Raw genomic sequence first — 21,904 nt, 5'->3', positions numbered from 1 at the left:
CAAATCAACTAAAAAACAGGTGTTATGAGTAAAAAGAAAATAGCTGTCCTGGTAGGCAGCCTGCGAAAAGAATCGGTCAACAGAAAGTTGGCAAATGAGGTAATTAGGTTAGCTCCTGATTCCTTGGAGTTGGAGATTATAGAAATAGGGCAGTTAGCTCACTACAATGAGGACCTCGATGCAAATCCTCCGGCAGAATGGGTTGAATTCCGCAAAAAGATCGGTGAGGCTGATGGATATCTTTTTTTCACTCCTGAGTATAACCGAAGTACTTCCGGGGTAATGAAAAATGCACTTGATGTAGGATCAAGACCTTATGGGCAGAATAAATGGGCAGGAAAGCCGGGAGCTATCGTGAGCAGTTCCATGAGTCCTCTTGGCGGCTCAGTAGCTAACCACGCACTGCGTCAACCCATGGTCTTCCTGAACATCTATATGATGCAACAACCCGAAGCATATATCGGAAATTCATGGGAGCTGTTCGACGAACAAAACAACCTGAAGAACGAAAGCACCAAAGAATTTCTGAAGAATTGGGTAAATGCATTTGCCAAATGGGTATACAAGTTTTAAGATATCCACCTATTATATAAAATTTCGCTCCGGCTGTGTGATTATACTTCCGGAGCGATTTTCATTTATACCCATAAAAAATATCAGAGTTCCGGCAATTTCCATGGAGCCCGGTAATTTGCCTTGATTAACCTGTTGGCTTCGTCATTACCGACAAATTTCCCAGCTTTGTCATCCCAGTTCAGTGCAGTCCCTACACGACATGAGATATTCCCCAAATGACTCAGTTTAGCCACTTCAGCGCCAATGGCGATATCAGCATTAGGCAATTCACGTGAACGCATACAATCGAGCATATTGCCGGCATGCAGATAGAGACCTCTGCCTGTACCTTTCTTTTTTTCCACTGCTTCCATCCGGAGCGTATTGGGTTTTCTTTCATCGTCACAAGGGTAACAATATGGGAACGTACGGCTATTGATAGCTTGTTCGGGGACTACCTCCCACCCCTGGCGGGTAAGGATCAGCGTACCGTTCTCTCCAAAAAAGGCAACCCCTTCCCTGAGACCGAACAATCCTGTACCTATTCCACATGCATGATCCCAGATGATATTGAAATCAGGATATTTATAAGTCACCATCAGTGTATCGGGCGTCTCCATGGCATCATCCGGATAGCCATATTTTCCTCCGGCGCCATAGACATATGAAGGTAATCCCACATTCATCCCTTTCATGGCATAATCAAGCAGGTGCACACCCCAATCGGCCATCAACCCACCGGCGTAATCCCAGAAGAAACGGAAATTATAATGAAACCTGTTTTGGTTAAAAGTACGCTTAGGCGCCGGACCTAACCACATGTCATAATCCACGCCTGCAGGTGGTGCCGAATCGGGGACTACCGGCAATGTCCATTTGCTGGTCTGATAAGCCCATACTTTTACGGTTCTCACACGGCCCAGTTCTCCGCTTTGCACATATGCAGCCGCTTCGTCCCAGTGCGGATCGCTGCGTTGCCACTGTCCCACCTGCACGATACGGTTATATTTCCGGGTAGCTTTTACCATCAGGTCGCACTCCTCGATAGTATTAGCCAGCGGCTTTTCTACATACACATCCTTACCTGCTTCACAGGCAGCGATCAACTGGAGACAGTGCCAATGGTCGGGGGTCCCGATAATCACCATGTCCACATCTTTGTTATCGATCACCCTGCGCCAGTCCTTTACCAACTGAGGTGGCTTTTTACCGGTCAACTCTTCCAAATCAGAAGCACGTTGATAGAGCCATTGATCATCCACATCACACATGGAGATACACTCCACGTCGGGGTATTGAAGAAAAGCTTTCAGATTACTCCATCCTTGATTACGGCACCCGATCAGGCCTACCTTGATTTTATTACCCGGTGAAGATTGACCGAAAACGGAAGAATAGGAGCTTCCCATCAACGGAGCCAGGCTTAACCCCGTTGCTGAAATGGCGGATTTCTTTAAAAAATTTCGTCTGTCCATGATAAAGTATTATTTTAAATTTATATTTGGTCTGTTTCTATATATTTTGTTAGTTTCGGCCTGTACGGACTATCCACTGGAAAATTATCGGATTGGCAATTATGTTCACGTCAACACCTCAGTACTGCAATAGAAAAGAAATAACATCAAAAGTAAAGACAAAGATAATAAAGTTTGTACAAAACGTCATATTAATCTTTTTTTAAGTGAATGTTTGATTTTTTAAATGAATAACTATATTTGCAAATTGGTCATCGATTACTCTACCCATAATTTAGTTTTATGCAACAACTCAACGAATTCTTTCTCTTTATACATCAATATATTGCAGGAAACAACTGGTTTATTTTCCTTCTTCTGGGGACTGGCATTTTTTTTACATTTTATTTAAAATTCCCCCAAATCAGGTATTTTTCACATGCTATCCGGATTGTAAAAGGGAAATACGATAAAAAGACAGACAAAGGCGACACATCCCATTTTCAGGCGTTGGCTACCGCCCTTTCAGGAACGGTGGGTACCGGAAATATTGCCGGAGTAGCATTGGCCGTTCATTTGGGAGGACCGGCAGCGCTGTTCTGGATGCTGATGACTGCATTTTTAGGGATGTGTACCAAATTCGTGGAAGTAACCCTGTCACATAAATACCGGGATTTTGATGAAAAAGGGATGGTAGCCGGTGGCCCCATGTATTATATGAAAAAACGGTTAAATATCAATCTGAAAAATGGGAAGCAAATCAAAACAGGATACTGGATAGGGGGATTTTTCGCGATAGCTACCATTTTATCTTCTTTCGGGACCGGAAGCCTGCCACAGATAAACAGCATATCGAATGCCATGTTTGCCACTTTCGGGATACAACATATGGTAACGGGGGCTGTCTTATCCGTCTTACTCGGCTTGATTATCATCGGAGGGATCAAAAGGATAGCACAGGTAACCGAAAAACTGGTCCCTTTCATGGCGATCATCTATTTTGCAGGAGCCATAGCGGTCATTTTCTCCAATTATCAAAATATTATCCCTTCATTTATATCTATATTCAGTGATATCTTTTCCGGTACAGCTGCTGTCGGCGGTTTTCTGGGAGCCGGATTCGCTTTCGCATTCAACAATGGAGTAAACAGAGGATTATTCTCCAATGAGGCGGGACAGGGTTCCGCACCCATCGCCCATGCTGCAGCCAAAGCCCATGAACCGGTTTCAGAAGGGATGGTTGCCATCCTGGAACCGTTCATCGACACCATCATCATCTGTTTTCTTACCGGCATGGTGCTCTTATCATCAGGTGTATGGAATGAAAAACTCTCCAATCAGTTCCAGCAAACCGATATCGAAATTCTGGCAGGTTATTATCACGAACAAAATGAAGAAAATCTAGCTGCCCTCAAGAACCATCTGAATAATAAGGATAAGGTATCCCTCTTCACAGGGGAAATTCAGATAGAAGAAGGTAAAATCCTGGATAAGATTTCCATTATTCATGCACGTTCATTGGCAGAAAATATTGAAGTTCGACAGGGTGGAGATCTTTTCTCCGGCAAAATTCCGGTCACTAATGGTAAGATAACCGACCGGTCCGGTAATTTAACCTTCACCGGGCAATCCCTTATTCACAGTGCCCCTCTCTCTACCGCGGCTTTCTCGAAAAGCATACTAGGCAACTCCGGACAATATATTGTCGCCATTGCATTACTCCTGTTTGCTTTCTCCACCGCTATCGCCTGGTCTTATTACGGGGACAGAAGTGTTACTTACTTAGTAGGAGCAAAATATATAGTGGTCTATAGGATCATTTTCGTATTGGGATTTTTTCTTGCTTCCTTTACCGATACCACAATCATCTGGAGTTTATCGTTGATCACCATCGCCCTTATGACAGTCCCGAACCTGATCGGACTACTTATTCTGCACAAAGAGGTGAAATCGACAATCAAAGATTACTGGATAGATTTTAAGAAAGAACATCCAAAAAATTGATGTGCCAATATGCTAATGTGCCAATACAGATTTACTCTGTAAATTTGAACAACTATCGAATAACTACTGAATAACCATCGAATAAAGTTAGTTTCAAAAAAATCATGTAAATTTCCACAATATAGGATGCGCTTCGGATAAGCTCAAACAAGTTTGGCTTATCTCTCAGCTTTCACTATATTTGCAAGCTCTAATGAAAGGGGTGTTTGTCCATGTGAAAACGTTTTTTCGAAGCATGAGCACACAGTCCGTAATTTGAAATTCGAATATGTCAAAACAATTTAAACGCACGCTCATTACATCGGCGCTGCCGTATGCGAACGGTCCGGTACATATCGGACATCTGGCCGGGGTGTATGTCCCTGCCGATATCTATGCCCGTTATCTGCGCCTGAAAGGGGAAGAGGTACTTCTTATCGGTGGTTCTGACGAACATGGAATTCCTATCACCATCAAAGCCCGTAACGAGGGAGTTACTCCCCAGGATATCGTGGATCGCTACCATACGCTGATCAAAAAATCGTTCGAAGAGTTTGGCATCACATTCGACATCTACTCACGTACCACATCGGATATCCACAAGGAGACAGCATCCGATTTTTTTCGCACCTTGTACGACAAAGGTGAATTCTCTGAGCAGGAGAGCGAGCAATATTACGATGAGGAAGCCGGACAGTTCCTTGCCGACCGTTATATCACCGGAACCTGTCCCCACTGCGGAAATGAGAAAGCCTACGGTGACCAGTGCGAACAATGCGGCACATCACTCAGCCCTTCGGACCTTATTAATCCAAAATCCACGCTCAGCGGCAGCAAGCCTGTAATGCGAAAGACCAAACATTGGTATCTGCCTCTGGATAGACATGAAGCGTGGCTGCGCCAATGGATACTTGAGGATCACAAGGAATGGAAAACAAACGTGTACGGCCAGTGTAAATCGTGGCTGGATCTGGGATTACAACCGCGTGCCGTGAGCCGCGACCTCGACTGGGGCGTACCGGTACCCGTGGAAGGTGCCGATGGCAAAGTACTCTATGTATGGTTTGACGCGCCCATCGGATATATTTCCAATACCAAAGAGCTGTTGCCCGACAACTGGGAGAAATGGTGGAAAGATGAAGAAACCAAACTGGTGCATTTCATCGGCAAAGACAATATCGTGTTCCACTGTATTGTCTTCCCTGCCATGCTGAAAGCAGAAGGTTCTTTCATTCTGCCGGAAAACGTTCCGGCCAATGAGTTCCTCAACCTTGAAAATGACAAGATATCCACCTCACGCAACTGGGCGGTATGGTTGCATGAGTATCTGGAAGAATTCCCCGGCAAACAGGATATCCTCCGCTACGTACTCACTGCCAATGCTCCGGAGACCAAAGACAACGATTTCACCTGGAAAGATTTTCAGGCACGTAACAATAACGAGTTGGTAGCCGTACTTGGCAACTTTGTGAACCGCGCATTGGTACTTACTCAGAAGTATTTCGACAATAAAGTGCCCGCACCGGGAGAACTGACCGAATATGATCGTGAAACAATTGCCGAAGCGGGAAAAGTAAAGGCAGTTGTTGAATACAATCTTGAAAGCTATCATTTCCGTGAAGCACAAAAAGAAGCAATGAACCTTGCCCGTCTCGGAAATAAATACCTGGCAGACTCTGAACCGTGGAAGATAGCCAAGACCGATATGGAACGGACTGCCACCATCCTTAACATAGCACTGCAGATCACAGCCAACCTCGCCATTGTTTTTGAACCGTTCCTACCCTTCTCATCGGCAAAGATCAAAACCTTCATCAATACCGAAAATCTGGGATGGAACGATTTAGGCAAATTCAACCTGCTTCCGGAAGGGCATACATTGGGAGAGTCAGCATTGCTATTTGAAAAAATAGAAGATGAGGTAATTGAAAAACAGATTCAAAAGTTGCTCGACACAAAGAAAGCGAATGAAGCAAGTGAACACAAGGCCAAACCGATAAAAGAGGTTATCCAGTTCGACACATTCGAAAAACTGGATATCCGGGTGGGCAGGGTTTTGGAATGTGAAAAAGTCCCCAAAACCGACAAATTGCTCCGTTTCCTCCTCGACGATGGACTGAAGAAACGAACTATCCTCTCCGGTATTGCGGCCTACTATCCCAATCCTGAAGAATTGATCGGTAAACAGGTGTGCTTTATTGCCAATCTAGAACCAAGAAAAATGAGAGGCCTGCTCTCCGAGGGGATGATCCTTTCGGCCGAAAATGCCGATGGTAGCCTCACCTTAGTTGCACCAACAAAGAATGTACTGCCCGGGAGCCAGGTAGTGTGATTTGAAATAGAGATAGTCTTTCGTTGAAAGTAAGAGAAGAAAAATTGGGATTCATTAAACATTTCGTTATTTTTAACATAGTTACAGGTAACCTTTTTTCGTTATTTGCATCTTGAGAATAGAGACAAGAGGTGCTCAGCACGTAATAAGCATAATACAAGGTTGCTGTTGCGTGAAATAAACGAATTCCAAACTAAAAACTACTTTTATGAAAAAACAAGCTATTCTCGCTATCGCGTTATTGGTTAGCTTCAGTGCTTTTTCCCAAAAGACACACCGCGTGATGGGATGGAAAATATCGAGAGATATTCCACAAAACGAAGTGAAATTAAACCTCGGAACTACTATTTTCGGGCTGTATCCCGAAATTTCATACGAACGGATCCTTAGCGAAGACTTCAGCCTGGGGGTAACAGCAGGAATTAGTCTTGATGAGGACGAATATCCTTTGAGTTTTGGACTAATGCCTTATGCACGTTGGTTTTTTGGAGGAAGTTCCCAAAATTTACAAAAGTATGGCGCCGGATTTTTCATTGAGGCCAACGGAGCCCTGTTATCTCAAAAAGAATATTACGACGGTGCCGGAAGCCCAACTTCTGAATTTGGCGCCGGATTGGGATTAGCCTTAGGATGGAAATATCTTACACGCAATAACTGGGTAGGAGAATTCTATTTTGGAGCCGGACGGGATTTTGTCAACGACGGAGCTTATCCCCGGTTAGGTATCTCTATCGGAAAGCGGTTTTAAAAGAAACAGTTATAAGATATTCAGCAGAGAGAGCCACTATAAAGTGGTTCTCTCTTTTTTTGCCCGGTGGAGCCCAAAAGAATTGTACCAAAAATAAGGCTTTCACGGAATAATCTGTTAATTTTGTGATTTAAACAATAAACGGTAGTCAATTTAATGATATGCTGACGTGAATTGAATCCGCAGGAAATTTATTTTAATCATATGAAAAATTCTTTCGATTTCAAAAAAATACTACCCGACCTGATCGTGATCGCGGGATTCATCCTGGTCTCATTTATCTATTTCGCTTCGCCCGTGACAGAGGGACGTGTAATAGCACAAAGCGACTCCTTGGCTGCCATCGGACAGGGACAGGAGCAGCGCGATTATATGGAACGCCACGATGGAAAACGTACAAGATGGAATCTCTCCATGTTCAGCGGAATGCCTTCCTATCAGATGAGTCCCACTTACGATTCATCCAAACCACAGGATGCTGTTAAAAAGGCCTATTCGCTCTTTCTGCCGAATTATGTCGGTCTGGTATTCATTATGCTGCTCGGGTTTTATATCCTGATGCGTGCATTGAAGGCCTCCCCTCTATTGAGTGCACTGGGAGCTGTTATCTGGGCTTTCTCATCCTATTTCTTCATCCTTATCGCAGCAGGACATATCTGGAAATTTGTCACGCTTGCCTATATTCCACCCACTATAGCCGGGATGATCTATATCTACCGAAAGAAATACCTCTTGGGCGGACTGGTCTTCATGCTCTTCGTTGCTTTCCAGGTATCGTCCAACCACCCGCAGATGACCTACTACTTTTTGTTCGTCATGCTTTTTATAGCGATTGCTTTTTTTATAGAAGCCATTCAAAAAAAAGAGTTACCCGGTTTCGTGAGATCGACAGCGGTGCTGCTTGCAGCGGGGATCATCGGTGTGGCGGCCAACGCGAGTAACCTTTACCACACTTACGAATATTCGAAAGAGACCATGCGGGGTAAATCAGAATTAGCCCATCATGGAGAAGAGAATAAAACCGGAAATGGGCTGGAACGTGATTATATCACCGCCTGGAGCTATGGTATAGGTGAAACATGGACATTGCTGGTACCTAATACCAAAGGTGGAACTTCCGCCGCTAGAATTGCTGAGAATGAAAGGGCAATGAGTAAAGCACGCCCGGAATATCAACAACTCTATCAACAGATCGGACAGTACTGGGGGGAGCAACCTTTTACAGCAGGACCAGTCTATGTAGGAGCCTTTGTGTTGGCTCTCTTCGTATTGGGGCTTTTTATTGTGAAAGGGCCATTGAAATGGGCACTGTTGGCCGGGACCCTCTTCTCTATCCTGCTCTCCTGGGGAAAGAATTTCATGGGATTGACTGATTTTTTTATCGATTGGATCCCGATGTACAATAAATTCCGGGCAGTCTCCTCTATCCTGGTGGTAGCCGAATTCTGTATCCCGCTCCTGGCCGTACTGGCAGTGAAGGAACTGATTCAAAAGCCGGAAATACTGAAAAACAATGTAAAACAACTCTATATCAGCCTTGGGGTAACCGGTGGAATGGCATTATTATTTGCCGTCGCACCAAAACTCTTCTTCTCTTCCTTTATCTCCGGACAGGAAACGCAGGCATTACAATCACTGCCACCCGAGCATATTCAAGCGGTGATCGCCAACCTGACCGATATGCGTGTTGCCATCTTTACGGCGGATGCCTGGCGCAGCTTTTTTATTGTTGCCATCGGAGGAGTTCTTGTTTGGCTGTTCATCAATAAAAAGTTAAAAGCAGAATGGACGGTAGCAGCCATTTTACTGCTTTGTTTAGTGGATATGTGGGGGGTGAACAAACGTTACCTGAACGATAGTGATTTCGTACCGGAAAGTAACCAGCAACAACTATTTGCCCCATCACCTGCCGACCAGTATATATTACAGGATACCACCAAATATTATCGTGTGTTGAATATGGCAACCAGTACCTTTGACGACGGTATTACACCCTACCACCATAAAGTGATCGGAGGGTATCATGCCGCAAAACTGCGTCGTTATCAGGATCTGATAGACATACATCTCAGATCCGAAATGATGGCTTTACAACAAGGAATTATCCAGGCACAAGGCGAAATGGATTCCTTGAATGCCGACAGGTTCAAAGTGTTGAATATGCTCAATGCCAAATGGATCATTATGCCGGCACAGGATGGCGCCACTATTCCTCTGGAGAATCCGTATGCCATGGGGAATGCGTGGTTTGTAGATGATATACGTTTTGTAGAGAATGCCGACGAAGAAATCGACGCATTGGGAGCTATCGATCTCCGGAAAGAAGCAGTAGCCGATAAAAAATATGAGTCAATCCTCGCCGGCTTCCGACCGACACCGGCCGATTCGGCGTCGACCATCCAGTTAACCGACTACGATTCCGATTTTGTGACTTATGCTGTAGATGCAAAAAAAGATGAACTGGCTTTGTTCTCAGAAATTTATTATCCCAAGGGATGGCAGATTACTATCGACGGACAGCCGGCAGAGATGCTACGGGCCAACTATACCCTGCGGGCACTCCATATTCCGGCGGGACAACATACAGTCGAATTCCATTTCGATCCGCAAAGCATCAAGGTGACGGACAGCATCGCCTATGCAGCGCTGATTATCATGCTGCTCACTGTCCTCTTTCTTGTGTACAATGCGGTAAGACGCAATGATCGACCATAATTCCCCTATTTTTTCTTGTGTCTGCCGCATAATCTAAAAATTATAGCATATATTTGTAATATGACTGTAAAGGAGTAGCAGGAGATTGTAAATTGTTCGGTACGAGGATCAAAATCCGAGATACCGAAGCAGAGGTGATCCTATTTGGGCTCCGTGTGAGGGGACAAGCGCACGAAGAGTAAGAATAGGTTAAAAAATTTAATTGACTAATTACACAAACAATCAAAACAAAACTATGAAGAAAAGTATCGTTTTATTATGTATCGTAGTGGCTGCGCTCAGTGCGTGCAATACAGGTAAACGGAGCAGTAATGCCCAGACAAATGAAACAGAAGTTGCCGACCCGGCCCATAACAGCCGCAATTCACTGGATTGGGCGGGAGTATACAAGGGAACACTACCTTGTGCTGACTGTGAAGGAATACAGGAAGAGATCCGCCTGAACGATGACCTGACCTATGAAATGGTTTCGACCTATCTGGGAAAGGGTGAAAACCGGTTTCCAGATAACGGCCGGTTCGAATGGGATGAAGCGGGAAGCAGGATCAAACTGACCAGCACCACCTCTACCAACGATACGGACAGATGGTTTAAGGTGGGCGAAAACCAACTGATAGCACTCGATATCGAAGGGAATCCGATTGAAAGCAGCTTACCAGCGGAAATCTATATTTTCAGGAAGATAGATATGGACAATGTCATCACCGAAAAATACTGGAAACTGGTAGAACTGAACGGAAAAGAGATCTCTCCTTCCGAAACCGGTGGCAGGGAAGCCCATTTTATCCTGAAAAATGAAGATAACCGGATAATAGGTAATACGGGGTGCAACAACATGAATGGAAGTTACTCTTTTTCCGAAGAAGACAACGGTATCCATTTCACGCCTCTGGCAACCACCAGGATGGCCTGCATCGGGATCGATTACGAGCATGAATACCTTCAGGTATTTGAATTGAGTGATAACTATGTTGTTCAGAATGATACGCTCACACTGAGTAAGGGAGAAACGCCGCTGGCCAGATTTGCGGCAATCTATTTACAATGAAGTTAAAGACTATTTTATTTGATATGGATGGTGTGGTCATCGATTCGGAAAAACTACACCTCCGGGCTATGGGGCTCACTTTGGAACAGCATGGTATCAAATATTCACAATCGTTTCTAAACGATTATGTGGGGAGATCGGATGAGTCATTCTTTCGGTATGTATATGAAAACATGGACAACACTCACTCCATGGAAGAGCTGCTGGAAGAGAAAAATGCTTTTTTTGAAGATCTTTTGAAAGAGTTGAAGTATGTAGAAGGTTTTACTGATTTTATTCAAAAAGTAAAATCCATAAAACTACAGGCCGGATTGGTTACCTCCTCCTCGCTTTTCACAGTGCGAAAAGTGGACAAACTATTGAATCTGACTTCTTTTTTCGATATTGTCATCACGGAGGAGGATACCCAAAAGCATAAACCAAATCCGGAACCTTATCTTCTGGCGTTGGAAAATTTAGGGGCTGATCACAGATCGACCCTCATTATTGAAGATTCCATCAATGGGATACTCGCCGGAAAAGCAGCCGGATGTAGGGTAGCCGGATTGACTACTTCATTTGACGCTGCAACCTTACAAGATGCCGGAGCAGATTGGGTGATCAACAGTTTTTCCGATCTCCCCCCATTCACCTATTACAAAGTTCCTTAAAAGCACACCATTGGCAGTTTTTGGTATTCCTTGTTTGGGTAAACGGGATTTCGGGATTGAAAATCTCCTCAAGGCAATTGTTGAATAACGACAGAAACTCGTCCATAAAAACCGAGATATCAGATATAGGACGTTTATTACAGGTAACAGCCGGTGATGGATCACCAAAAATGGAACGAAGGTAATAAATGGCCGGTGATAATCGCACATCAGGATATTCCTGGGCGTAAAACAGTGCGTACACGAATACCTGCAGGATCTGGTATGGTCGGTTCGGTTTTGATCCGTCAAACAGGTCAGCGATCTGCTTGAAATCAGTCATTCCCGTTCCGGTCTTATAGTCGATGATACGATAACTATCCCCCACTTTGTCGATCCGGTCTATAATCCCCTTGAAATTCACCGAGAGTCCAGCATTCACACGATATGGTGTACGGAAACGATATTCCGCCCCTACAAATTCAAAGGGTGTAAACTGTTTGTCCGTTTCCAGGGTTTGTTTAACATAGCTCCGGAGAATCTCCCCGATCAGATAATGCTGCCCCAGCAACGGCCGGGGTTCATCCTTCTGTTTGAAATAATACTCGGCAAATGCCTCTTCGAGCAGCTTCGTCAGCAAAGCATCATCTTTAGCAATCGATGTCAGCACATCAGGCGTAACCGTTTTGGCTTTATAACGACTATAGATCGTCTCCATCAACTTGTGGAAGATCGAGCCGAACAGGTCAGACTCTACCGACTCCCGCACTTCATCTTCTTCGTAGAGACCTTCCACCGCTGTAAAATAAAACTGCAGGGGACAATTGATGTAGTTGTTGATGAGCGAGGCCGACAGAAACGACTCCCCACCCTTTCTAAATGCATCTAATTTCCGCAATACTTCCGGCGTTTTAGTGACCGATACCGGTAATATTTCGGGTGCAGCCACATCGTAAGCCACCACTCGCTCCGAAATATTGAAATAATCAGGATAAAGATATTTCAACTGATAAAAATAGCGACTTACTTCGCCCGTCTGCATCTCCTCCGTACGCGTATCATACAGCATAAACACCCTCTTCGCACGGCTGATCATACGGTAAAAATGATATGCATAGGTACTGTCCTGATGTTCGTATACCGGAAGACCGAATCCTTTCCGCAATGTGAACGGGATAAAAGAGTTGACCGGATCTTTCAAGGGAAAAACGCCTTCATTCATCGAAAGGATAATCAGGTTTTCGAAATCGATCACACGTGTTTCCAGCACACCCATCACCTGCAAGCCCGAGAGCGGTTCACCGCTGAATGCCACACTGATGGAATGTGCCAGTTTTTTCAACAGCCGGAAACAGGTTTCCAGCGACATGTTTCTCGCAGTATGAAGCCTATCCTGCAAACGGGTCACGGTTTTATGATACTGTACAATAAACTCCCGTTCCAGATCTACCGGCCGTGTACTGTCTCCGGCTTCTTCCTTAACCCGTTTTTCATCTGTAAGGGTGTTGTAGATAAAGGTGAGGATGTCTTTTATATATTCAAAAATATCATGCCATGCAGTTAACGGTCGAAATATCAGTTGAAGCAGAGGATGTTGCGGAAACTCCGAATCCGACACAACAATCCGGTTATTGGTTAGGATATATGTTTTTAGCGCTTCAACCTCCTCTTTGGCCGATGTATACACCAACGGATGATTCAGGATCGATAACACATTCCGGTGATAAAACATCATTTCTCCGGCCGATTCCCGTATATTACGCTGTAAACCGGCAATATGTTCCATCAGCGCCGAGATTGACGAATAAGAGAGCCCATACCCCATAGTGACGTTTATCTTTTCAATCTCTTCAGGAATGGAATAGAGTACCGGTAACAAAAGTCGTTCATCCGGCAGCACTATGGCCGTATTGATCGCCTCATCCGGATTGGGGATAGCCCCTGAACCGATCAGTCGCGAAAGGATCTGCGTAACATGTTTCGCCTGTCCTACTCCGGAGGAGATACCAATCACTTCTATGCTTGTTTTCTCCGGCCTCCCTGCATCTGTTTTCCCACCCTCTCCATTGCCGGTACTATCCTGCAGGATAAATTTCGAAGGAAATCTCCGCAGGTTGTCTTTGACCCATAACGACGCCCGGTTTTGGCTGTCATGCACCTGCGGTGATTCGTAATCCCAGTAAAAATCGGCGATCCCCTGGTTTTTCACATATTCGAGTAGTGCTATTTCCGTCGGTGTGAGCGCGTTCAATCCTACAAATATGTAGCTTGCTGACTGGTCATAACTCTGCTCTCCCTGTCCGTTTGGTTTACCCTCTCTGTCTTGTCCAGGTTTATCCTGATTTCCTTGTTCTGCCAACCCGGCATGTTTACCCGGACTGTCTAATCCCCCCGCCCCGGCGCGTTCTGCCACCTCCCGGAACATCATTCCTTCATAAGCGAGCCTCTTTTCTTGTAATTCCGCACGGAAAGACAAGTACAATTCATACAATATCTGCCATGTCTTTTGAAACTTTTTCTTGGTTTCGCTCTCCCCGACCGGCATAAAATTGGTCCAGAAACGACGGATAGCTTCTTTCTGTTTTTCGGTAAGATGGGTCAGATCATCATCCATCGACCGGAGATCATGTACATTGCGGAATAGCTGTTTAGCATCCGCCATGTACTTATCCACATCATTGAAATCATTCAGCAGCATTTCGCCCCAGTACAGAAAATCGTCGAACGACTCATCGGAACCGCTGATCCTGCCGAAATGATCGTAGAGCATCACAAGCATCTCTATTTTATCGGCCGGCCGGTAGGGTGACAAAGACGCAAAAAGCTCCTGGATAGTTATTACGGAAGGAGAAAAAAGCGGCTTACCGGCAATTTCCGCAAGGTATTTCTGAAAGAAAAAACCGGCACGCCGATTTGGAAACACAAACGTATGTCGATATAGTTCGTTACCGTATTGCGCATAAAAGACTTCCGCTATTTTATACAGGAATGGGGTCATAAAAGGTTATAAACTGGTTACAAGGTTCGCTGGTATAATCCGGTGAATATATACAATATCGCCGTGTACAGTGTAGATAATCGCCATTTTTTTGTAATTTATACGACGGACATTTGGTCCAAAACGCAGAAAAAAATTTGAGATTTGCAATGGATGACGTTCAGGAAAAAATTTAAGACTATTAATACAATTTGAAAGTCCTGCATAATGTTTTGTAGCTGTAATAGGTGCATGGTACACAGCCCGAATATGATATATGTATTCATCAAAATCCTTTTCCGCTTCGTCTGAAAGCTTTATGCGATACATTTCATTATAATTTTATATCATGCTCTTTTGCCAATTTACGTATATCAGTATTGTATAATTCACTCAATTTATCCAGCCCCCGTTCATACACCTCTTCCCAGTCATGCCCCTTATCAATAATTTCTTCAGGCAAGGGGTATTCAAGTGTTACGGCTCTTTTGTTTTGCAGTTCACGCACAATCTTGCGACCGGATGGCCGGGATATGTCTATGGTGGCTATTACTTTGTTATTACCCATGTGATGAATCTCCTTTCTTGTACAAATTTACGCAATTTATTTTGTAACAGGAAACGTTTATTTTTTTGTTTTCCACGAATATATTTCTTTTTTCTTTTATTTTTTCATTATTTTGCATACGCATAGATAGCCGTCTGACAGACACATGGTTGATGGGACCTCAATACGATGCCAACGGAGAACAACTCAAAGGAACCTACGATAAACAAGGAGAACCTTTTGTGTATACAAAAGAAGTACCAAGTGCAAGCTATACCAGCGAAATGGAAGGCTACCGTATGAATAAATTTGAAGTTGCCGAAGGCAGTACTCACAATAGTACAACAGACATTCCCGTCTTTCGGTACACTCATGTATTATTAATGAAAGCCGAATGCTTACTTCGCACAAATCAAGGAGGCGCCGGTGAACTGGTGACTCAAGTAAGGCAACGGGCTTTTAAGGACAGCCCGGCAAAGGCAACGGTTACCGATGAACAATTGAGACAAAACTCTGCCTATCAATACGGGTACGTAGAAAATTATCAGATTGTAGATCCGGGTAACCAGGATCCTATCCAGTTCGGAAGATTACTCGATGAATATGCCTGGGAACTCGTTTGGGAAATACATCGTAGAAGAGATTTGATCCGTTTTGGAATATATACTAAAAAAAGCTGGTTATCGCACAAGCCACAAGGGGACTATCGTACTGTATTCCCGATTCCTGACGGTATTATAAATGCGAATCCGAATCTGGAACAAAATCCTGATTACAAATAATTTTTGAAGTTATGAAACATTATTGGTTATTACTCATATCCTGTGCAGCCCTTTTGGGCTGCCAGGAATCTCAAAAGATAAAAGAACAGCCATTCAAAATGATCGAACAGGTTGATTTTTCGAATGTGCAGATTACAGATGACTTCTGGGCTCCCCGGTTAGAGAAACATGCTACTACTACCCTGGCTGTGTGTATCGATCAGATCGAGAATCAGACAGGACGTATTCGTAATTTCGAGAATGTGGCAAAAAAGCAAGGAGAACACTCAGGGATCTATTTCGATGACTCTGATGTATACAAAGCTCTGGAAGGTATTGCTTATTCATTAATTAATAATCCCGATCCGGCACTCGAAGCAAAAGCAGATGAATGGATCGATAAGTTTGCGGCTGCACAGGAGCCGGATGGATATATAAATACCTATTACTCTCTGACCGGATTGGATAAACGTTGGCAAAATATGTGGATGCACGAAATGTATTGTGCGGGACATCTGATAGAGGCCGCTGTCGCCTATTACCAGGCTACGGGGAAGAGGAAACTGCTGGATGTATCTATCCGCATGACGGAACATATGATGGATATCTTCGGGCCAGGAAAACGGCATTGGGTTACCGGACATGAAGAGGTTGAACTGGCGCTGGTAAGACTGTATAATGTTACCGGCGATGAACGTTACCTTGACTTCTCAAATTGGTTAATAGAAGAACGTGGTCATGGGCACGGACGGGGTAAGGACGATAATGACTGGAACCCGGAGTATTGCCAGGATGATAAACCTGTGCGGGAAATGACAGATATAGCCGGCCATGCTGTCCGTGCAATGTACCTGTATTGTGGAATGGCTGATGTAGCGGCTTTAAAAAATGATACAGGATATATTCAAGCTTTAGATCGCTTATGGAATGATGTCGTTTTTCGTAAGATGTACGTTACCGGAGGAATCGGCTCTTCCCGACACAATGAAGGATTTACTGAACCTTATGACCTTCCTAACTACGATGCATATTGTGAAACCTGTGCTTCTGTCGGTATGGTCTATTGGAATTCTCGAATGAATCAATTCACTGGTGATAGTAAATATATAGATGTGCTGGAACGTTCAATGTATAATGGAGCCTTAGCCGGAATCTCTCTGGAAGGCGACCGTTTCTTCTATGTAAATCCATTGGCTTCCCGGGGTAATCACCATCGCCAGGAGTGGTATGGTTGTGCTTGCTGTCCGAGCCAGATTTCAAGGTTTCTCCCTTCTATCGGGAATTATCTATATGGGCTTTCCAATGAAGCTATATGGGTAAATCTTTACATTGGAGGTGAAACAGTGCTAGATATTGATAAAAATAAGTTAACGATCGTCCAGGAAACCAATTATCCATGGGAAGGCGATATTTCATTAACGATAAAATCCGTATCTTCACCGATTGAGAAAGAAGTACGTTTGCGTATACCCGATTGGTGCAAATCCTATTCATTAGCGATCAACGGACAAACGCAGATATCTCCTGTAATAGAAAAAGGATATGCTGTTATAAAGAACAAGTGGAACACAGGTGACAAGATCTCGCTTTCTTTTGAAATGCCGGTTGAGATTATTGCTGCTGATCCGCAAGTGAAAGAGAATGTAGGGAAGCGAGCCGTTCAAAGAGGCCCGTTAGTGTATTGCATGGAAGAAACCGACAATACAAATTCTTTTGAAAAAGCTTTTCTCACCCCAAATACTACATTTTCGACGGTTTATAATCCTTCACTCTTACATGGAGTAGTTTCCATTACAGCCTCTACCCCGGGAAAGGACATCACTTTAATCCCTTACTATGCATGGGATAACCGGGAAGCAGGAGAAATGAAAGTTTGGATTGATTATAAAGAATAACAGACATTTACATCATGAAAATTAAGCAGCTATTAATTGTGACGCTCACAATTTTATCTCTTTCATTACCGGTAGTACAAGGACAAGAGATATTAACCCCAATACCATTTAATGAAGTTACGTTAGAAGATAATTTCTGGCTCCCTCGCTTGCATACGCAAAAAGAGATATTGGTACCTTTTGCTCTTGATAAAACCAAACCGGCGGTTGAGAACTTACAAAGGACAGCCAATTATCTGAAAGGCATTCCGGATGAATTACCTTTCCCTCACCGGTTTGTTTCTTCCGATTTGTATAAGGTAATGGAAGGGGCTGCTTATTTATTGAAACTGGAACGCGATCCTGAATTGGAAAAGGAGATGGATCGGATCATCGATATTATCTCCGAGGCCCAACAGGAAGACGGTTATAATTATGAATCCCATATTACGGGAGTAGCTACACACGATGTGAACGGTATGGGGGAAAGACCTTACTCTTATGTAGTGCATAGCCATGAATTGTATAATATGGGGCATATGTATGAAGGAGCTATTGCCTACTACCAGGCTACCGGTAAAGATAAATGGTTACGTGTGGCGGAAGCCAATGCCCGCCATATTAACAAAGTATTCTTTGAAGGTGATCCCAACTATAACGACGGTAAACCTGTCAATCAGGCGCCCGGACATCAGGAGATCGAACTGGCACTGGTAAAACTTTTCCGGGTAACCGGCGACAGCCTCTACTTGGATATGGCGAAGAAATTTATCGATATCCGGGGCGTTACTTATCGCCCGGAAGGAGAGGGCACCATGTCTCCCGAATATGCCCAGCAACATCTGCCGGTAAGGGAACAGACCAAAGCGGTCGGTCATGCAGTACGTGCGACATATCTCTATTCCGGAATGGCGGATGTAAGTGTATATACTCAGGATCCAAGCCTACGGCCGGCGTTGGATAGCATCTGGCATAATATTGTGGATACCAGGATGCATATCACCGGTGGTTTGGGAGCAGTACATGGTATTGAAGGATTCGGCCCGGAATATGACCTGCCCAATAAAGAAGCTTTTGATGAGACTTGTGCAGCCGTAGGCAATGTCTTTTTCAACCATCGGATGTTCCTGATGGAGAAAGACGGCAAATTTATGGATGTGGCTGAAGTCGCCCTGCTCAATAATGTATTGGCAGGCGTCAACCTTGAAGGTAACCGCTTTTTCTATTTGAATCCCCTGGAAGCGGATGGCATTACCCCTTTCAATCACGGAATACCGGGCCGTTCGCCCTGGTTCGGTACAGCCTGTTGTCCTTCGAATTTGGCAAGACTGATCCCTCAGGTTCCGGGATTAATGTATGCTACCACTCAGAATGAAATCTATTGTTCTTTTTATGCGGGAAGCACAACAACCCTTACATTAGAAAAGGGGAATGTTCACCTGAAACAGACCACGGAATATCCGTTCAGCGAAACAATCAGATGGGAAGTTACACCCGAAAAAGAGGGATTGACCTTCACCATGCATCTGAGGATACCTACCTGGACAGGCAACCAGTTTGTACCCGGAGAGTTATACTCATATGTAAATGCTAAACCTTCCGGCTGGACAATCAAAATCAATGGAAAAGAAACGAAAACTGATCTGAAAAAAGGTTTTGCTATCATTAACCGTTCGTGGAAAAAAGGAGATATCGTGGAGTTGACCCTTCCTATGCCGTTGCGTTATTCCAAAGCAACCGACCAGGTAGTCGCCGACCGTGGACGTGTCTGTATTACCTGCGGACCATTGGTGTATGCAGCAGAAGGCATCGACAATAACGACCGGTTACCCAATGTTTTTATTATGGATATGTCCGGTCCGGCACATATTTCCACATATACCGATACAGTGATGAATGGTATTCCCAGAGTAGAAGTAGCTGCATGGGAAAAGAATCCCGCAGGAAATAAAGAGATCAGCCTGGTACTTTTGCCTTATTATGCCTGGAATAACCGGAACGATGGAAGCATGATGGTCTGGTTTCCTGAATCCGATACTATTCAACATTAACAGCCAAAGTAGATATTTAGTCAGTTTATTCATATATTTGTCATATTATAACCGTTTACAAAGAAATGAAGCGAACATGAGAATCATTCTTATGCAAGCGCATGTTTAAGATGTCCTGGCTCTTAAGCCCTGGATATTGAGTCTAATTTTGAATTATATGAAAAAAATCGAATTAGTATTTCTTTCTTTATTTACTTTAACTGTAATGGTCACTGCATCTAACCCACAAGGGAAAAATCTGAGCGGTAATTACCTGAATAACCGTGCTCCTTTGTTGACGAAGCCTTATATGGAACTACCCATTGGCGATATCAAACCTTCCGGTTGGCTGGAAGAGCAACTCAATCGTATGGTGACCGGAATGACCGGACACATGGATACTATTTACGAACAGGTGATGGGACCGCGTAACGGCTGGCTTGGTGGAGACGGTGATGTATGGGAACGCGGCCCTTACTGGATCGATGGCCTGCTTCCATTGGCTTATATACTGGAAAATAAAGAGTTGATTGACAAGGTACAACCCTGGATCGAATGGACTCTGGCCTCACAGAAACCCAACGGTTATTTTGGACCGGATACCGACCGTCCACATGAACACGGGTTGCAAAGGGATAATTCACACGACTGGTGGCCTAAAATGGTCATGCTAAAAGTAATGCAACAGTATTATTCTGCAACCGGCGACCAACGGGTTATTCCGTTTATGACCAATTACTTCAGGTATCAATTACAGGAACTACCCAAAACTCCACTGGGACACTGGACTTTCTGGGGGCAACAACGTGGAGGGGATAACCTGATGGTTGTTTATTGGCTCTACAATATCACCGGCGATAAATTCCTTCTGGAACTGGGGGAACTTATTCACAAACAAACCCTGGACTGGACTGATATCTTTCTCCATCAGGATCACCTGAAGCGCCAGCATAGCCTTCACTGTGTAAATCTGGCACAGGGCTTTAAGGAGCCGGTAATCTATTACCAGCAGAATAAAGACGCTAAACAGATACAGGCTGTAAAAAAAGCCGTAAAAGACATGCGTACTACCATTGCTTTTCCTACCGGTTTATGGGCGGGTGACGAACTGCTTCGTTTTGGGAACCCGAATCTGGGTTCGGAATTATGTACGGCTGTCGAGATGATGTTCTCTTTGGAAAAGATGCTCGAAATCACAGGTGATGTCCAGTGGGCCGATCATCTGGAACGGGTCACTTTTAACGCCCTGCCCACCCAGATTACCGATGATTTCTCTGCCCGCCAGTATTATCATCAGATCAACCAGATAGCCGTCAGCCGTGAATGGCGTGATTTTGTGACGCCTCACGAAGATACGGATAACCTTCATGGTATCCTGTGTGGTTATCCATGCTGTACTTCCAACCTGCATCAGGGTTGGCCGAAATTTCTGCAGAATCTGTGGTATGCTACTACCGATAATGGTATTGCGGCGTTGGTGTATGCTCCTTCCAAAGTAAAAGCCAAGGTGGCGAACGGTACGGAAGTATATATTACCGAAGAGACTGCTTATCCGTTTGAGGAAACTATTCATTTCAATATCTCCTTTACAGATAAAAATGTAAAGAAAGCCTTTTTCCCATTCCATTTGCGTGTACCGGCATGGTGTAAACAGCCGGTTGTCCGTCTCAACGGAGAAGTGATTCCGGTCGATGCCTATCAGGGAGAGATTTTGCGTATTAACCGGGAATGGCAACAGGGAGATAAACTGACGCTCGAACTTCCGATGCATCTCGAAGCCACGTATTGGTTTGATGGCGCTGCTGTAATCGAACGCGGACCACTGGTCTATGCATTGAAAATGGAGGAAAACTGGGAAAAGAAAACAATGGAACCCGAAAAAGTGCGTGAATACGGCGAATGGTACTACGAGGTAACTTCCGATAGCCCCTGGAATTTCGCACTGAGCAGTCGGCAACTCCGCCCTGAGGTTATCAATGATCATTTTAAAGTAGAGAAAACGCCTACAGTTGCCACTTATCCCTGGACATTAGAAAGTGCCCCGATCACTATCAAAGCGAAAGGTCGCCCGATTCCTACCTGGAAAGAATACAGGGGTTCGGCCGGTTCCGTTCCCTATTTCACCCAGCAAGGCCCCGACACCACCGAAGAGGTGGAAATCGAATTGATCCCGTTTGGCTGCACCACACTCAGGATCACTGAATTTCCCGTCAGGAATTAAAGGTCTATATTATTGAATTTAAAACACCTA

Annotated in this window: 14 protein-coding genes and 1 pseudogene; 11 read left to right on the top strand and 4 right to left on the bottom strand. The window is 44.3% G+C overall.

Features of this window, described 5'->3' with window-relative positions; all coding sequences use genetic code 11:
• The first annotated feature begins 24 nt into the window (after positions 1–24).
• Positions 25–573, top strand: coding sequence for an NADPH-dependent FMN reductase (locus tag U2P89_RS00785; RefSeq protein ID WP_076928801.1), 549 nt, complete (start codon positions 25–27; stop codon positions 571–573).
• A gap of 83 nt (positions 574–656) precedes the next feature.
• Here the strand turns inward: U2P89_RS00785 and U2P89_RS00780 are convergent, their stop codons facing one another.
• The gene (locus U2P89_RS00780; RefSeq protein WP_091905888.1) at positions 657–2,030 is read right to left on the bottom strand and encodes a Gfo/Idh/MocA family protein; all 1,374 of its coding nucleotides are present in this window, start codon (positions 2,028–2,030) and stop codon (positions 657–659) included.
• Positions 2,031–2,312: 282 nt separating this feature from the next.
• Here U2P89_RS00780 and U2P89_RS00775 point away from each other — a divergent pair, with 282 nt between their 5' ends.
• The 6 genes from U2P89_RS00775 to U2P89_RS00750 all read left to right on the top strand — a co-directional run bounded on the left by U2P89_RS00775 (position 2,313) and on the right by U2P89_RS00750 (position 11,485).
• Positions 2,313–4,013: an alanine/glycine:cation symporter family protein gene (locus U2P89_RS00775; protein ID WP_091905890.1), complete on the top strand. Its 1,701-nt coding sequence runs from the start codon at positions 2,313–2,315 to the stop codon at positions 4,011–4,013.
• Between the two features lie 268 nt (positions 4,014–4,281).
• Positions 4,282–6,324 carry a methionine--tRNA ligase gene (gene metG, locus U2P89_RS00770; protein WP_322190361.1) on the top strand — a complete coding sequence of 681 codons (2,043 nt, stop codon included), beginning with the start codon at positions 4,282–4,284 and terminating at the stop codon, positions 6,322–6,324.
• Between the two features lie 208 nt (positions 6,325–6,532).
• The gene (locus U2P89_RS00765; protein WP_313381703.1) at positions 6,533–7,072 is read left to right on the top strand and encodes a hypothetical protein; all 540 of its coding nucleotides are present in this window, start codon (positions 6,533–6,535) and stop codon (positions 7,070–7,072) included.
• Positions 7,073–7,276: 204 nt separating this feature from the next.
• Entirely contained in the window at positions 7,277–9,787 is a 2,511-nt protein-coding gene (locus U2P89_RS00760) for a YfhO family protein (protein WP_322190360.1), read from the top strand.
• A 235-nt stretch (positions 9,788–10,022) separates the two neighbouring features.
• A complete protein-coding gene (locus U2P89_RS00755; RefSeq protein WP_313381705.1) occupies positions 10,023–10,835 on the top strand; it encodes a copper resistance protein NlpE N-terminal domain-containing protein in 813 nt (270 codons plus the stop codon).
• The gene (locus U2P89_RS00750; protein ID WP_092026356.1) at positions 10,832–11,485 is read left to right on the top strand and encodes an HAD family hydrolase; all 654 of its coding nucleotides are present in this window, start codon (positions 10,832–10,834) and stop codon (positions 11,483–11,485) included. The genes U2P89_RS00755 and U2P89_RS00750 overlap by 4 nt, the downstream gene beginning before the upstream one ends.
• Here U2P89_RS00750 and U2P89_RS00745 read toward each other — a convergent pair.
• The 3 genes from U2P89_RS00745 to U2P89_RS00740 are packed head-to-tail and all read right to left on the bottom strand — an operon-like array spanning position 11,463 to position 15,009.
• Complete coding sequence (locus U2P89_RS00745; protein WP_322190359.1) at positions 11,463–14,462, bottom strand: PD-(D/E)XK nuclease family protein; 3,000 nt, start codon at positions 14,460–14,462, stop codon at positions 11,463–11,465. The genes U2P89_RS00750 and U2P89_RS00745 overlap by 23 nt on opposite strands.
• Before the next feature lie 6 nt (positions 14,463–14,468).
• Positions 14,469–14,771, bottom strand: coding sequence for a type II toxin-antitoxin system RelE/ParE family toxin (locus U2P89_RS15205; RefSeq protein ID WP_409568063.1), 303 nt, complete (start codon positions 14,769–14,771; stop codon positions 14,469–14,471).
• Positions 14,772–14,775: 4 nt separating this feature from the next.
• A complete protein-coding gene (locus tag U2P89_RS00740) occupies positions 14,776–15,009 on the bottom strand; it encodes a hypothetical protein (RefSeq protein WP_076928783.1) in 234 nt (77 codons plus the stop codon).
• Positions 15,010–15,134: 125 nt separating this feature from the next.
• Here U2P89_RS00740 and U2P89_RS00735 point away from each other — a divergent pair.
• The 4 genes and pseudogenes from U2P89_RS00735 to U2P89_RS00720 all read left to right on the top strand — a co-directional run.
• Positions 15,135–15,770: pseudogene (locus U2P89_RS00735) on the top strand (RagB/SusD family nutrient uptake outer membrane protein); the annotation flags it as partial.
• 11 nt (positions 15,771–15,781) lie between these two features.
• A complete protein-coding gene (locus tag U2P89_RS00730) occupies positions 15,782–17,644 on the top strand; it encodes a glycoside hydrolase family 127 protein (protein WP_322190358.1) in 1,863 nt (620 codons plus the stop codon).
• Between the two features lie 14 nt (positions 17,645–17,658).
• Complete coding sequence (locus U2P89_RS00725) at positions 17,659–19,674, top strand: glycoside hydrolase family 127 protein (protein WP_322190357.1); 2,016 nt, start codon at positions 17,659–17,661, stop codon at positions 19,672–19,674.
• 157 nt (positions 19,675–19,831) lie between these two features.
• Entirely contained in the window at positions 19,832–21,874 is a 2,043-nt protein-coding gene (locus U2P89_RS00720; protein ID WP_416188601.1) for a beta-L-arabinofuranosidase domain-containing protein, read from the top strand.
• Positions 21,875–21,904 lie beyond the last annotated feature (30 nt).

Origin of the sequence: Proteiniphilum sp. (assembly GCF_034331125.1) — a bacterium.
GTDB lineage: Bacteria > Bacteroidota > Bacteroidia > Bacteroidales > Dysgonomonadaceae > Proteiniphilum > Proteiniphilum saccharofermentans.
This window is presented reverse-complemented; position numbering and strand designations above follow the sequence as displayed.

Bases quoted from the DNA above. Each gene is read 5' to 3' on its own strand.
- U2P89_RS00785 (WP_076928801.1), top strand. From the start codon at position 25: ATGAGTAAAAAGAAAATAGCTGTCCTGGTAGGCAGCCTGCGAAAAGAA.
- U2P89_RS00780 (WP_091905888.1), bottom strand. From the start codon at position 2,030: ATGGACAGACGAAATTTTTTAAAGAAATCCGCCATTTCAGCAACGGGG.
- U2P89_RS00775 (WP_091905890.1), top strand. From the start codon at position 2,313: ATGCAACAACTCAACGAATTCTTTCTCTTTATACATCAATATATTGCA.
- metG (WP_322190361.1), top strand. From the start codon at position 4,282: ATGTCAAAACAATTTAAACGCACGCTCATTACATCGGCGCTGCCGTAT.
- U2P89_RS00765 (WP_313381703.1), top strand. From the start codon at position 6,533: ATGAAAAAACAAGCTATTCTCGCTATCGCGTTATTGGTTAGCTTCAGT.
- U2P89_RS00760 (WP_322190360.1), top strand. From the start codon at position 7,277: ATGAAAAATTCTTTCGATTTCAAAAAAATACTACCCGACCTGATCGTG.
- U2P89_RS00755 (WP_313381705.1), top strand. From the start codon at position 10,023: ATGAAGAAAAGTATCGTTTTATTATGTATCGTAGTGGCTGCGCTCAGT.
- U2P89_RS00750 (WP_092026356.1), top strand. From the start codon at position 10,832: ATGAAGTTAAAGACTATTTTATTTGATATGGATGGTGTGGTCATCGAT.
- U2P89_RS00745 (WP_322190359.1), bottom strand. From the start codon at position 14,462: ATGACCCCATTCCTGTATAAAATAGCGGAAGTCTTTTATGCGCAATAC.
- U2P89_RS15205 (WP_409568063.1), bottom strand. From the start codon at position 14,771: ATGTATCGCATAAAGCTTTCAGACGAAGCGGAAAAGGATTTTGATGAA.
- U2P89_RS00740 (WP_076928783.1), bottom strand. From the start codon at position 15,009: ATGGGTAATAACAAAGTAATAGCCACCATAGACATATCCCGGCCATCC.
- U2P89_RS00730 (WP_322190358.1), top strand. From the start codon at position 15,782: ATGAAACATTATTGGTTATTACTCATATCCTGTGCAGCCCTTTTGGGC.
- U2P89_RS00725 (WP_322190357.1), top strand. From the start codon at position 17,659: ATGAAAATTAAGCAGCTATTAATTGTGACGCTCACAATTTTATCTCTT.
- U2P89_RS00720 (WP_416188601.1), top strand. From the start codon at position 19,832: ATGAAAAAAATCGAATTAGTATTTCTTTCTTTATTTACTTTAACTGTA.